Consider the following 12,706-nt stretch of genomic DNA (forward strand, 5'->3'; position numbering starts at 1 on the left):
CACATCGGAGTTCGCCATGCATGACGACCGCAGCCTCGTCGAAGACCGACTGCACCGGGTGCTGAACGAGCGCATCCGGCCCGCAGTCCACCGCGACCCCGTACCCCTGACCGTCGAGCGCTGGGACGCCCCGGGCGAGCCCGTTCCCGTTGCCGAAGGGCTGGCCGCCGCGTACCGGCCGGCCGCCGCGGGCGAACGGTGGGGGCCGCCCTGGGGCACCACCTGGTTCCGGGTGGCGGGCCGCGTGCCGGAGGAGTGGGCGGGCCTGACCGTCGAGGCCCTGATCGACCTGGGCTTCGACCGGAAGATGCCGGGCTTCCAGTGCGAAGGGCTGGTCTACCGGCGGGGCGGGGAGGTGGTGAAGGGTCTGAACCCGTTCAACGACTGGGTCCGCGTCGCCGAGGCCGCGGCCGGCGGCGAGGAGGTGGAGCTGTACGTCGAGGCGGCGGCCAACCCGGTGATCGACGGGGACAGCGACGACGGGTTCAGCGATCGGCTGACGGCGGGCGACGAGCCGCTGTACCACCTGCGGCGCGTGGACCTCAATGTCTTCGAGCCGCAGGTGTGGGAGCTGGCGCAGGACCTCGACGTGGTGGGCGGGCTGATGCAGCAGCTCGCCGTGGACGACGCGCTGCGCTGGACGCTGCTGCGGGCCGTGGAGGGCGCGCTGGACGCGCTGGACCTGGCGGACGTCGCGGGCTCGGCGCCCGCGGCCAGGGAGCGCCTGGCCGGGGTGCTCGCATCCCCGGCGCACGCCTCGGCGCACCGGCTGAGCGCCGTGGGACACGCGCACATCGACTCGGCGTGGTTGTGGCCGCTGCGCGAGACGGTACGGAAGGTCGCGCGGACCGCGGCGAACGTCACGGCGCTGATGGCGGACCACCCGGACTTCGTGTTCGCCATGTCGCAGGCGCAGCAGCTTGCCTGGCTGAAGGAGCACCGCCCCGAGGTCTACGCGCGGGTGCGGAAGAAGGTGTCGGACGGGACGTTCGTGCCGGTCGGCGGCATGTGGGTGGAGTCCGACACCAACATGGTCGGCGGCGAGGCGATGGCCAGGCAGTTCGTCTTCGGCAAGCGCTTCTTCCTCGATGAGTTCGGCATCGAGACGGAGGAGGTGTGGCTGCCGGACTCGTTCGGCTACACGGCGGCGCTGCCGCAGCTGGTGAAGCTGTCGGGGTCGAAGTGGTTCCTGACGCAGAAGATCTCGTGGAGCAGCACGAACGCGTTCCCGCACCACACGTTCTGGTGGGAGGGTCTCGACGGGACGCGCGTGTTCACGCACTTCCCGCCGGTCGACACCTATAACTCGGACCTCGGCGGCCGTGAGCTGGCCCACGCGGCGCGTAACTTCCGGGAGAAGGGCCGGGCGACCCGTTCGCTGGTGCCATTCGGCTTCGGCGACGGCGGGGGCGGCCCCACCCGCGAGATGCTGGCGCGCGCCCGGCGCGTGCGCGATCTGGAGGGCTCCCCGCGGGTGGAGATCGAGCGCCCCGCGCGGTTCTTCGAGAAGGCGCACGCGGAGTACCCGGACGCGCCGGTGTGGGTGGGCGAGCTGTATCTGGAGCTGCACCGCGGCACCTATACCTCGCAGGCCAAGACCAAGCAGGGCAACCGGCACAGCGAGTCGCTGCTGCACGAGGCGGAGCTGTGGGCGGCGACCGCGGCGGTGCGGGTGCCGGGGTACGCCTACCCGCACGAGGAGCTGGCGGAGATCTGGAAGACGGTGCTGCTGCACCAGTTCCACGACATCCTGCCGGGTTCGTCGATCGCCTGGGTGCACCGCGAGGCCAGGGACACCTACGCGCGGCTGCGGGCGGAGCTGACGGCGCTGACCGAACGGGCGCAGCGCGCGCTGGCCGGGGACGGGCCTGGCACGGTGGTGTTCAACGCCGCGCCGCACGCCCGCGGCGGTATCCCGGCGGGCGGCGCGGCGCCGCGCGCGCAGGGCACCGGGGCGGCCCCGGTGTCGTCGGCGGGCCGCGCGGGCGGCGGTTACGTGCTGGACAACGGGCTGCTGCGGGTCGAGGTCGACGAACGGGGCCTCGTCGTCTCGGCGGTGGACCTGGCCGCGGGGCGGGAGTCCATCGCGCCCGGCGGCGCGGGAAACCTGCTCCAGCTGCACCAGGACCTGCCGAACAAATGGGACGCGTGGGACGTCGACGCGTTCTACCGGAACACCGTCACGGACCTGACCGGCGTCGACGCGCTGGCGCTGACCGAGCCCGGCGGCGAGGCGGCGACGGTCGAGGTGGCCCGTTCCTTCGGCGCCTCGCGCGTGGTGCAGCGGCTGACGCTGCGGGCCGGTGCCCGCGTGCTGGAAGTGGACACCGAGGCCGACTGGTACGAGCGGGACAAGATCCTCAAGGCGGCCTTCCCGCTGGACGTGAAGGCGGACAGGTCGGCGGCGGAGACGCAGTTCGGCCACGTCTTCCGGGCGACCCACACCAACACCTCGTGGGAGGCCGCCAAGTTCGAGATCTGCGCGCACCGCTGGATTCACGTCGAGGAGCCGGGCTGGGGCGCGGCCGTCGTCAACGACTCGACGTACGGGCACGACGTCACGCGCGAGGTGCGGGCGGACGGCGGGCAGACCACGACGGTGCGGCTGTCGCTGCTGCGCGCACCGCGCTTCCCCGACCCGGACACCGACCAGGGCGGCCACCGGCTGCGCTACGCGCTGGCGCCCGGGGCGACGATCGGCGACGCGGTCCGCGAGGGCCACTGGTTCAACCTGCCGGAGCGCGCGGTGCCGGGCGGCACGGCCGTCGAGCCGCTGGTCACCGTCGAGGACGGCGGGCAGGTGGTACTCGAAACGGTGAAGCTGGCCGACGACCGCAGCGGGGACGTGGTGGTGCGCCTCTACGAGTCGGCCGGCGGCCGGGCCCGCGCCCGGCTGGTCGCGGGCTTCCCGCTGGCCGCCGCGGCGGTGACCGACCTGCTGGAACGCCCGCTGGCGGACGGGCAGGACCCGCAGGACCCGCAGGACCCGCAGGTGGTGGACGGGCGTGCGGTCGAGCTCGCGCTGCGGCCTTTCGAGATCGTCACGTATCGCCTGCGGCCGGCAGCGCCCGCGGACTGACGCCCGTCGGCCCGTTCTCCTCGGGGGCGTGGCGCGGGACCGAGACGGTGACCTTGAGGCCGTGCGGCCGGTTGCGGGCGTAGGAGACGCCCGCGCCGGCCGCGGCGAGCAGCGCGGCCACGATGGACAGGCCGAGTCCCGAGCCGGACACGTTCTGGTGCCGGCCGCTGCGCCAGAAACGGTCGCCGATGCGCTCCAGTTCTGTCTCGTCGAGTCCGGGGCCGTCGTCCGCGGTCACGACGGTGACCTCGTCGCGGGCCGCGATGACGCTGACGCGGACCTCGCCGCCGGCCGGGGTGAACTTCAGCGCGTTGTCGACGATGGCGTCCAGCGCGCTGGACAGCCCCACCGCGTCGGCCCAGCCCGTGACGGCCGCGGGCCCGGCCAGCAGCAGGCGCACGTCCTTGCGGTCGGCGACCGGCCGCCAGGCGGCGACACGTTCGGCGACCAGGGCCGCCACGTCCGTGATCCGCGGGTCGGCCGCGGTGCCCTCGGCGAGCGCCAGGTCGAGCAGGCCGTCGAGCACGCGGGCCAGCCGTTTGCCCTCGTTGCGGACCGAGGCGACCTCCGCGTTGCCGTCGGGGAGTTCGAGGGCGAGCAGGTCGATGCGCAGCAGGAGCGCCGCCAGCGGGTTGCGCAGCTGGTGCGAGGCGTCGGCGACGAAGGCGCGCTGCCGTTCCAGGACGTCCTCGACGTTGTCGGCCATCTCGTTGAACGAACGGGCCAGGCGCCGCAGCTCGGGCGGCCCGCCGGCCGGGGCGACGCGGGCGGTGAGGCGGCCGGTGGCGATGTCGTGGGTGGCCTTGTCCAGGACCCGCACCGGGCGCAGCACCCAGCCGGTGAGGCGGAACGCGGCCGCGACCGCGAGCAGCATGGCGCCCGCCTCCCCCGCGGCGATGCCCGCCCAGTTCCGCACGATGCGGGAGCAGAGGGCTTCGGTGGGCGAATCGATGACGACGACCGCGATCACGTCACCGTCCCTTATCACCGGGGAGGCGACGACCAGCCGTCTGCCCTTCTGCCACGGCCACACCTGCGGCGGGCCCTGGCTGCGGCGGCCGGCCAGGGCCTCGTTGAACTCCTGGCCCCGCACGCCGCCCGGTGCCTCCCAGCCGGCGGGGGCGACGGCCATCGCGCTGCCGTCGCGGCGGAAGACCCCCGCCCTGATGCCGTACACGTCGTGGTAGGCGGCCAGTTCCTCGCGGAGCGTGGACAGGCGGGCGTCGCCGACGCCGCCGACCTCCCCGTCGGTGACGAACTGCGTCAGCGAGGCGAAGCGCGTGGTGTCGTCGATGCGGTCGACGACGACGCGCTGCTGCTCGCTGCGGGCCTGGCTGGTGGCCAGCGGGATGCCGAGGGCGAGCAGGACGCCGGCGAGCAGCACGATGAGCAGCGGGAGGAGGCGGGAGCGCATGGGGGCCGGTCAGGCGGCGGGGAGGGAGAGGCGGTAGCCGACACCGCGCACCGTCTCCACCAGTTCGGGCCTGCGGAGCTTGGCGCGCAGCGAGGCCACGTGCACCTCAAGGGTGCGTCCCGTGCCCTCCCAGCTGGTACGCCACACATCGCTGATGATCTGCTCGCGGCGGAAGACCACGCCGGGGCGCTGGGCGAGCAGCGCCAGCAGGTCGAACTCCTTGCGGGTCAGCGCGACCGGCTCGCCGTCCACGGAGACCTGGCGGGTGGCGAGTTCGACGGTGACCGGGCCGAGGGCGAGCACGCCGTCCCCGGGGCTTTCGGCGCCGGCGCCGTCCTCGGGTCCGGTGCGGCGGCTCACGGCGTGGATACGGGCCAGCAGTTCGCCGGTGTCGTAGGGCTTGACGACGTAGTCGTCCGCGCCGAGGTTGAGTCCGTGGATGCGGGAGCGCACGTCGGCGCGGGCGGTCACCATGATGACGGGCACGGAGGAGAGGCGGCGGATGCGCCCGCAGACCTCGAAGCCGTCGACGTCGGGCAGGCCGAGGTCGAGCAGCACCACGCCGAAGGAGCGGTCGCGCAGCAGGCCGATGGCCTCCTCGCCGCCGCGGGCCCGCACGACGTCGAAGCCGTGTTTGCCGAGGACGGCGACGAGGGCGGCGGCGACGTGCTCGTCGTCCTCGACGAGAAGCAGTCTCATGCGCCCTCCTTTCCGAATATTCACGCATCCACCCCGATGAAGCGGGCCCGCGTCAAGGCTCCCCGGGCGAGCTGCACTGTTCCGTTATGCGACCAGCACGTACGGCCACGGTCCGTGACGCTCCGCGGGTGCGGGGCGACCGGATCGTTATGCTCAATTTCCCCTCAGATCTGCTGACCATGTGTTGCATGGTGGCTAGGGTCCGTGCAACCGATGAGGACGGAGCAACATCACGATGAGCGATGTGTCGCTGACCAAGGACTTCGCGGACGCCGCGCCCCCCGCGGGCGACCTCGTCGTGCTGGACAGCGTGAACAAGCACTTCGGCGCGCTGCACGTGCTTCAGGACATCAACCTCACCATCAGGCGCGGCGAGGTCGTCGTCGTGATCGGCCCCTCCGGCTCCGGCAAGTCAACACTGTGCCGGGCGATCAACCGGCTGGAGACGATCGACGACGGCGCCATCTCGATCGACGGGGAGCCGCTGCCGGAAGAGGGCAGGGAGCTGGCCAGGCTGCGTGCGGACGTCGGCATGGTCTTTCAGTCGTTCAATCTTTTTGCGCACAAGACCGTGCTGCAGAACGTCACACTAGGTCCGATCAAGGTGCGGCGGAAGTCACGGGCGGACGCGGAGGAACGGGCCCGCGCGCTGCTCGACCGGGTCGGCGTGGGCAACCAGGCCGACAAGTACCCCGCACAGCTGTCCGGCGGCCAGCAGCAGCGAGTGGCCATCGCGCGGGCGCTCGCCATGGAGCCCAAGGTGATGCTGTTCGACGAGCCGACCTCGGCGCTGGACCCGGAAATGATCAACGAGGTCCTCGAAGTCATGCAGCAGCTGGCCCGCGAGGGCATGACCATGATCGTCGTCACGCATGAGATGGGCTTCGCCCGCTCCGCGGCGAACCGCGTGGTCTTCATGGCGGACGGGCGAATCGTCGAAGAGGCCGACCCCCACCAGTTCTTCGACAACCCGCGCAGCGACCGGGCCAAGGACTTCCTCTCGAAGATCCTCCAGCACTGAGCGCGGCCCGCGCATCCTGCTCACGACTTTCCGGAAACAAGAGAACAAGGGGAAAACGACCATGAGACTCCGCAAGGCAACCGCGCTGACCGCCTCCGCCGTCGCGCTCGCCCTGGCCGCGACGGCCTGTGGCGGCGGGGACGACGAAGGCGGGGACGGCGGCGGTGGCGGCGAGATCGTCATCGGCATCAAGTTCGACCAGCCGGGCCTCGGCCTGATGAACCCCGACGGCGACTACGTCGGCTTCGACGTCGACGTGGCCACCTACATCGCGGGCGAGCTGGGCTACGAGCCCGACCAGATCGTGTTCGAGGAGGCTCCCAGCCCGGAGCGCGAGAACCTGCTCTCCCGCGGGGACGTCGACATGATCGTCGCCAGCTACTCGATCAGCGAGGAGCGCGAGGAGCGGGTCGACTTCGCGGGCCCGTACTTCCTGGCCCACCAGGATCTGCTCGTCCGGGCCGACTACGAGGTGCCCGACGAGGAGGCGATCAACGACATGACGCTGTGCTCGGTGTCCGGCTCGACCTCGGCCGCCAACGTGCAGCGCGACTTCGCCCCGGATGCCGCGCTCGAGGAGTACAACACCTACTCCGAGTGCCTGACCGGCCTGGAGAACGGCGCCATCGACGCCCTGACCACCGACGACTCGATCCTCGCCGGGTACGCCGCGCAGGAGACGCACCAGGGCAAGTTCGCTCTCGCGGGTCTCCAGCTGAGCGACGAGTACTACGGCGTCGGCCTGCCGAAGGACTCCGAGGACCTGGACGCCGTCAACGAGGCGATCACCGCCATGGTGGAGGACGGCTCCTGGGACCAGTTCGTCGAAGAGCACTTCGGCCCGGCCGGTTACGAGCCGGAGCCGGCCCCGGAGATCGGGGCCAGGCCCTGATCCTGCCGGGTCCCGTGGCGCGCCGTCCTCCGGCGGCGCGCCACGCTCTCTTTCCGCATCCTCTAGGCGAGACTGCGAGATTCCGTGTTCGACTTCCTTGACCTCGACAGGTACGACCTGTTCGGAGCGTTCTGGACGACGGTGCAGCTGACCGTCTTCTCCGCGATCGGCTCGCTGATCCTGGGAACGCTGCTGGCCGCCATGCGCGTCAGTCCCGTTCCGGTCATGCGCGCCTTCGGCACCGCGTACGTGCACATCTTCCGTAACACGCCGCTGACCCTGATCATCGTCGCCTGCTCGCAGCTCCTGGCCCTCACGCTGGGGATGACGATGTGGGCGGACGTCGGCACCGACACCATGGGTTTCCGGCTGGCCGTCCTCGGTTTCGTCGTCTACACCTCCACCTTCGTGTGCGAGGCGGTGCGGTCGGGGATCAACACGGTGCCGGTCGGCCAGGCGGAGGCGGCCCGCGCGCTCGGGCTGAGCTTCGCGCAGGTGCTGACGATGATCGTGCTGCCTCAGGCCTTCCGGTCCGTGGTGGCCCCGCTGGCGAACGTCCTGATCGCGCTCACCAAGAACACGACGGTGGCCGCGGCCATCGGCGTGTCCGAGGCGGCGCTGCTGATGCGGGACATGATCGAGCAGGAGGCGCAGCTGGTGCCGATCGCCACTCTGTTCGCCTTCGGCTTCATCGTCCTGACCCTGCCGACCGGGCTGCTGCTCGGCCGGCTCAGCAAGCGCGTGGCGGTGAAGCGATGAGCAACCTGTCCGTTCTCTACGATGCCCCGGGACCGCGGGCCAGGCGCCGGAACGTCTACTACGCCATCGGCTTCCTCGCCGTGCTGGTCGGCGGCGCCTGGTGGCTGGTGTCCACGCTTCAGGACAAGGGCCAGCTGGAGTGGTCCCAGTGGGAGCCCTTCTTCACCGACTCGAGGGTCTGGACGACCTTCCTGCTGCCGGGACTCGAGAACACCCTGATCGCGGCCGGCCTGTCCATGGCGATCGCGCTGCCGCTGGGCGCCCTGCTCGGCATCGGGCGGCTGTCGGACCACTGGTGGGTCCGCGTCCCCGCGGGCGCCATCGTCGAGTTCTTCCGCGCCATTCCGGTGCTGCTGCTGATGCTGTTCGCCAACGAGGCCTACGCGCTGTGGACGGACGTCGACCGCAGCGTGCGCCCGCTCTACGCGGTGGTCACCGGCCTGGTGCTGTACAACGCCTCCGTGCTCGCCGAGGTGGTGCGCGCCGGCGTGCTGTCGCTCCCCAAGGGGCAGGCGGACGCGGCGCGCGCGGTCGGCATGCGCAAGGGGCAGCTCATGCTGTACGTGCTGCTGCCGCAGGCGGTGACCGCGATGCTGCCGGCGATCGTCAGCCAGCTCGTGGTGATCGTGAAGGACACGGCGCTCGGCGGCGCGCTGCTCGGCTACAGCGAGCTGCTCGGCAGCGTCGGCCTGATCGACGGCAACTACGCGAACCTGCTGGCCGCGTTCGCCGTGGTCGCCGTGCTGTACATCGTGCTGAACTTCCTGCTCACCAGCTTCGCGAGCTGGCTGGAGGGCCGTATCCGGCGGGGCAAGCGGAGCACCGGCGCGGTCCTGTCGACGGATATGAACGAGGAGATGGCCGTGGCCGGGGACGTCCCCGGGGCGACCGACGGCGTCGCGGGCGGGGGCGGGCCGGGGCGCACATAGCCCGGTGGAGCCAAGGACGGTGCGGCAAGGCCGACTTGACGCCCGAACATCCGCTGCCGTTGCATACGTGCTGTGCTGCCCGTGATCATCGCCGGCGCGGGCCCCGTGGGGCTCGCGCTGGCACTCGCCCTGGCCGGGCACGGTGTCCCGACCGTCGTGCTCGACGGCGCCGAGGGGCCGCCCGCGACGCGCCTCGCCCGCACCTGCGTGCTGCCGCACGACGTCGCGCGCTGGGCGCTGCTGCCCGGCGTCGGCGACGAGGCGCCGCTGTGGAGCGCCTGGCGCACCACCTACCGGGGCCGGGCGGTGCTGCACCACGCGTTCCCCCCGGAGACCGCGCCGCGGCAACTGCCCCAGCACGTGCTGGAACGGGCGCTGCGCGACGCGGCCGCGCGGCAGGAGCTGATCCGGATCGCGCGCGGGCACCGGCTGACCGACCTGGAGCAGCGTCCGGCCGAGGTGATCGCGCACTCATCGGCCCGGTCCCCGCAGGGCGGCGGCGACCGGGCGCGGCAGTGGCGCGGCAGCCACCTCGTCGGCTGCGACGGGCCGCGGTCCACCGTGCGGAAGCTGATCGGCGTGCCGTTTCCCGGCCGCACCGGCGTCGAACGGTTCGCGGTGGCGGCGCTGCGGGCCGATCTGCCGTGGCCGCGGGAAGCGGGGCTGCACCGCGGGCTGCCGACCGGTGAGGTGACCGTCCGGCCGCTGGCCGGTGACCTGTGGCGGCTGGACTGGCCGCTGCCACCCGACGGCGGCCTCGTCACCCCCGAATCACTGCTGGCGCGCGTGCACGCCACGCTGGGCGCGTGGCACGACGGCGAAGTACCCGCCTACGACCTGCTGGACACCGGTGTGCACGTCTGCCACCAGCGGCTGGCCCGCGGCTGGCGCTCCGGGCGGGTCTTCCTCGCCGGCGACGCGGCCCACCTGCTGGGCGCCCTCGGCACCCAGCAGGTGGCCGAGGGGCTGCGGGACGTGGACAACCTGGCCTGGAAGCTGGCCGTGGCCTGCCGTCAGGGCGACGCCGAGACCCTGCTGGACAGCTACCAGGCGGAACGGCGCACCGCCGTCGGCGCCCGGCTGCGCGCGGTGGACCAGGCCCTGCCGCTGGTGCGCGGCCGGGGCGGGATCGCGGCGCGGCTCGGCGCACTCAAGCGGAGCCGGCTCGCGCTGCTCGCCGACAGCCACCTGGGGCGGGGCACGATGGGCGGGCCCGCCCGCTACGGCGGCTCGCCGATCGCATGCGCGCCCCGGCTCGTCGCGGCGACGCAGACGCCCGTCGGCGCCCCCGTCGCGGATGTGCCCGTGATCACCCTGGCAGGCGACAGGGACCGACTGCGGCACCGGCTCGGCGGGCCGCTGCTGCTGGTGCTCACCGCGCCCGGGGCGCGGGTCTGGGACGCCAAGCACTGGCTGTCCGCGGGCCTCATGCCCGAACTCGCCGCAGCGGCACAGGCATTGCCGCTGTCCGCGGAGCTGCTGGTCACCGAGGAGTACCCGGGCGCCGACGCGCACACCCTGCTGCTCGTCCGCCCGGACGGGCACCTCGCCGCCGCCTTCCCGGGAGCCGACCAGGACTCCCTGCGCTCCTGCGCCGCCGCCCTGCGCGGCTTCACCGACCCCGCCGCCGAGCCCGCGGCGGAGCACTGACGCGCCGCGGCCTGTCCGGCGGGCGGAACGGCGGCGTGCGGGACCGCCCCGGCCCGCGTCGTTCCCCCTTCTCTACGGCTCCTCCTGCTCCTCCTCGGCGAGTGCCTGCCGGATCACCCGCAGGGCCATCTCCTCCGGATACCCGCGGCGCGCCAGCATCCCGGCCAGCCGCCGCATCCGCCGGTCGCGCGGCACCCCCCGGGTGGCACGCAGCCTTCGCTCCACCAGGTCCCGCGCCGTGGCCTCCTCCCGCTCCGGGTCCAACTGCCCGACGGCCTCCTCGATGATGTCGGCGGCCACTCCCCTGGCCCGCAACTCGCGGGCCAGTGCGCGGCCGGCGAGGCCTCGGCCGTGATGCCGGGACTCGACCCAGGCTTCGGCGAACGCCGCGTCGTCGATGAGCCCGACTTCCTCGAACCTGCTCAGCACCGTGGCGACGGCGGGCTCGGGAATGTCCCGCGCCCGCAGTGCCGCGGCCAGTTGGCCACGGGTACGCGGGGTCCCGGTGAGCAGGCGCAGACAGATCGCCCGCGCCTGCTCCACCGGGTCCCGCGGGGTACGCGGTGGCCCCTCACCGGCCCTCGACGAAGCGAGGCCACCGCTGTCTTCGTGTGCCGCCGGCTCCGGCCAGTCGCTGCGCCGGGTCACCGTCAGCTCTTGGCCGCCACGGGCTTGGCAGCCCTGGACACCTTGGCGGGAGCCGGGGCGGCGGCGGCCGGAGGCGCGGCGGCGGCCGCCGCGGCAGCCGCCGCCCCGGCCGCGTCCTTGCCCGGCTCGCTCTCCGGCGTCTCGGTCTTCGGACCGATGCCCAGCTTCTCCTTGATCTTCTTCTCGATCTCGTTGGCGAGGTCGGGGTTGTCCCGCAGGAAGTTCCGCGCGTTCTCCTTGCCCTGGCCGAGCTGGTCGCCCTCGTAGGTGTACCAGGCGCCGGACTTCCTGATGAACCCGTTCTCCACGCCCATGTCGATCAGCCCGCCCTCGCGGCTGATGCCCGCCCCGTAGAGGATGTCGAACTCGGCCTGCTTGAAGGGCGGAGCCACCTTGTTTTTGACCACCTTGACGCGTGTGCGGTTGCCCACGGCATCGGTGCCGTCCTTCAGGGTTTCGATGCGGCGGATGTCGAGCCGGACCGAGGCGTAGAACTTCAGCGCCCGGCCGCCCGTGGTCGTCTCCGGCGAGCCGAACATCACGCCGACCTTCTCGCGGAGCTGGTTGATGAAGATGGCGGTGGTCTTGGACTGGTGGAGCGCGCCGGTGATCTTCCGCAGGGCCTGGCTCATCAGCCGCGCCTGGAGGCCGACGTGGGAGTCGCCCATCTCGCCCTCGATCTCCGCACGCGGCACCAGAGCCGCGACGGAGTCGATGACGATGAGGTCGAGGGCCCCGGAGCGGATGAGCATGTCCGTGATCTCGAGCGCCTGTTCACCGTTGTCGGGCTGGGAGAGGATCAGCTGGTCCACGTCCACGCCGAGCTTCTTGGCGTACTCGGGGTCGAGCGCGTGCTCGGCGTCCACGAACGCGACGGTGCCGCCCGCCCGTTGGGCGTTTGCCACCGCATGCAGCGTCAGCGTCGTCTTGCCCGAGGACTCGGGCCCGAAGACCTCCACCACGCGCCCGCGTGGCAACCCGCCCACGCCGAGGGCCACATCGAGCGCGGTCGAGCCCGTGGGGATGATCTCGATCGGCTCGTCCGGCCGCTCCCCCAGGCGCATCACCGCACCCTTGCCGAACTGCCGCTCGATTTGCGCGAGAGCGGCGTCGAGCGCCTTCTCCCGGTCCGTACCTGCCATGGGTGCCACCCGGTCCGTCTGATTCGATCGCTTCACACCACGGACGCTAACGCCCGCCACTGACAATCCCCGATTACCCTTCCCATGAGAATGGCTGTTCGATTTCCGTGTCAAGCGATTCCCCGTATCCGGGCGGAATCAGAAAACCGCAGGTCAGCGGCTTCAGTGCAGGTGCGGCGGCACCTCCTGGGCGGAACACACCGCCCGCCAGACCTCCTTGGCGTCCCACCCCGCCTCCAGCGCCTCGTACACGGTCCGCCCGCCCAGCTCGGACATCACGTGGTCCCGCGCGAAGGAGTCCGCGTACGAGTCCCCGAAGTGCTCCGCCATCCGCTCCCAGAAGTCCGTCAGCCGCATGCCCCCAGTATCCGGCAGCCGCTCCGGCGCGGCGGCGCGGGTCAGCCGCCCGGTGGTGAAACGCCTCCACGCCCCCGGTGATCCCTGCGATGACGAACGTCTCGTGCGTATGGCGC

Annotated in this window: 10 protein-coding genes and 1 pseudogene; 6 read left to right on the forward strand and 5 right to left on the reverse strand. The window is 72.3% G+C overall.

Going from position 1 to position 12,706, the window contains the following annotated elements; translation table 11 throughout:
* The first annotated feature begins 16 nt into the window (after window positions 1–16).
* On the forward strand, window positions 17–3,079 hold the full coding sequence (locus RM779_RS26845) for an alpha-mannosidase (protein ID WP_311620342.1): 3,063 nt from the start codon (window positions 17–19) through the stop codon (window positions 3,077–3,079).
* Here RM779_RS26845 and RM779_RS26850 read toward each other — a convergent pair.
* Entirely contained in the window at window positions 3,042–4,493 is a 1,452-nt protein-coding gene (locus RM779_RS26850; protein ID WP_311620343.1) for a sensor histidine kinase, read from the reverse strand. The two genes, RM779_RS26845 and RM779_RS26850, sit on opposite strands and share 38 nt — an antisense overlap.
* A 9-nt stretch (window positions 4,494–4,502) precedes the next feature.
* Window positions 4,503–5,192: a response regulator transcription factor gene (locus RM779_RS26855; protein WP_311620344.1), complete on the reverse strand. Its 690-nt coding sequence runs from the start codon at window positions 5,190–5,192 to the stop codon at window positions 4,503–4,505.
* Window positions 5,193–5,427: 235 nt separating this feature from the next.
* Here RM779_RS26855 and RM779_RS26860 point away from each other — a divergent pair, with 235 nt between their 5' ends.
* The 5 genes from RM779_RS26860 to RM779_RS26880 all read left to right on the forward strand — a co-directional run bounded on the left by RM779_RS26860 (window position 5,428) and on the right by RM779_RS26880 (window position 10,443).
* Window positions 5,428–6,213 carry an amino acid ABC transporter ATP-binding protein gene (locus tag RM779_RS26860; RefSeq protein ID WP_077058484.1) on the forward strand — a complete coding sequence of 262 codons (786 nt, stop codon included), beginning with the start codon at window positions 5,428–5,430 and terminating at the stop codon, window positions 6,211–6,213.
* A 61-nt stretch (window positions 6,214–6,274) separates the two neighbouring features.
* Window positions 6,275–7,105 (forward strand): glutamate ABC transporter substrate-binding protein, encoded by an 831-nt coding sequence (locus RM779_RS26865; RefSeq protein WP_311620345.1) that lies wholly within the window; start codon window positions 6,275–6,277, stop codon window positions 7,103–7,105.
* Between the two features lie 84 nt (window positions 7,106–7,189).
* On the forward strand, window positions 7,190–7,864 hold the full coding sequence (locus RM779_RS26870; RefSeq protein ID WP_077058486.1) for an amino acid ABC transporter permease: 675 nt from the start codon (window positions 7,190–7,192) through the stop codon (window positions 7,862–7,864).
* The gene (locus RM779_RS26875) at window positions 7,861–8,793 is read left to right on the forward strand and encodes an amino acid ABC transporter permease (protein WP_311620346.1); all 933 of its coding nucleotides are present in this window, start codon (window positions 7,861–7,863) and stop codon (window positions 8,791–8,793) included. The genes RM779_RS26870 and RM779_RS26875 overlap by 4 nt, the downstream gene beginning before the upstream one ends.
* A gap of 72 nt (window positions 8,794–8,865) precedes the next feature.
* Complete coding sequence (locus RM779_RS26880; protein WP_311620347.1) at window positions 8,866–10,443, forward strand: FAD-dependent monooxygenase; 1,578 nt, start codon at window positions 8,866–8,868, stop codon at window positions 10,441–10,443.
* A gap of 72 nt (window positions 10,444–10,515) precedes the next feature.
* Here the strand turns inward: RM779_RS26880 and recX are convergent.
* The 3 genes and pseudogenes from recX to RM779_RS26895 form a co-directional block, all read right to left on the reverse strand.
* Window positions 10,516–11,166 (reverse strand): annotated as a pseudogene (recX, locus tag RM779_RS26885) (recombination regulator RecX); the annotation flags it as partial.
* Window positions 11,094–12,233, reverse strand: a complete 1,140-nt coding sequence (recA, locus tag RM779_RS26890) for a recombinase RecA (protein WP_311620348.1) — start codon at window positions 12,231–12,233, stop codon at window positions 11,094–11,096. The gene recA and the pseudogene recX, both read right to left, overlap by 73 nt.
* Before the next feature lie 162 nt (window positions 12,234–12,395).
* On the reverse strand, window positions 12,396–12,590 hold the full coding sequence (locus RM779_RS26895; RefSeq protein ID WP_311620349.1) for a DUF3046 domain-containing protein: 195 nt from the start codon (window positions 12,588–12,590) through the stop codon (window positions 12,396–12,398).
* Window positions 12,591–12,706: the final 116 nt, after the last annotated feature.

It is taken from the genome of Streptomyces johnsoniae, from assembly GCF_031845565.1.
In the GTDB taxonomy this organism is placed as follows: Bacteria; Actinomycetota; Actinomycetes; order Streptomycetales; family Streptomycetaceae; genus Streptomyces; species Streptomyces johnsoniae.

Coding starts and splice junctions, on each gene's coding strand:
- RM779_RS26845 (WP_311620342.1), top strand. CDS start 17: ATGCATGACGACCGCAGCCTCGTCGAAGACCGACTGCACCGGGTGCTG.
- RM779_RS26850 (WP_311620343.1), bottom strand. CDS start 4,493: ATGCGCTCCCGCCTCCTCCCGCTGCTCATCGTGCTGCTCGCCGGCGTC.
- RM779_RS26855 (WP_311620344.1), bottom strand. CDS start 5,192: ATGAGACTGCTTCTCGTCGAGGACGACGAGCACGTCGCCGCCGCCCTC.
- RM779_RS26860 (WP_077058484.1), top strand. CDS start 5,428: ATGAGCGATGTGTCGCTGACCAAGGACTTCGCGGACGCCGCGCCCCCC.
- RM779_RS26865 (WP_311620345.1), top strand. CDS start 6,275: ATGAGACTCCGCAAGGCAACCGCGCTGACCGCCTCCGCCGTCGCGCTC.
- RM779_RS26875 (WP_311620346.1), top strand. CDS start 7,861: ATGAGCAACCTGTCCGTTCTCTACGATGCCCCGGGACCGCGGGCCAGG.
- recA (WP_311620348.1), bottom strand. CDS start 12,233: ATGGCAGGTACGGACCGGGAGAAGGCGCTCGACGCCGCTCTCGCGCAA.
- RM779_RS26895 (WP_311620349.1), bottom strand. CDS start 12,590: ATGCGGCTGACGGACTTCTGGGAGCGGATGGCGGAGCACTTCGGGGAC.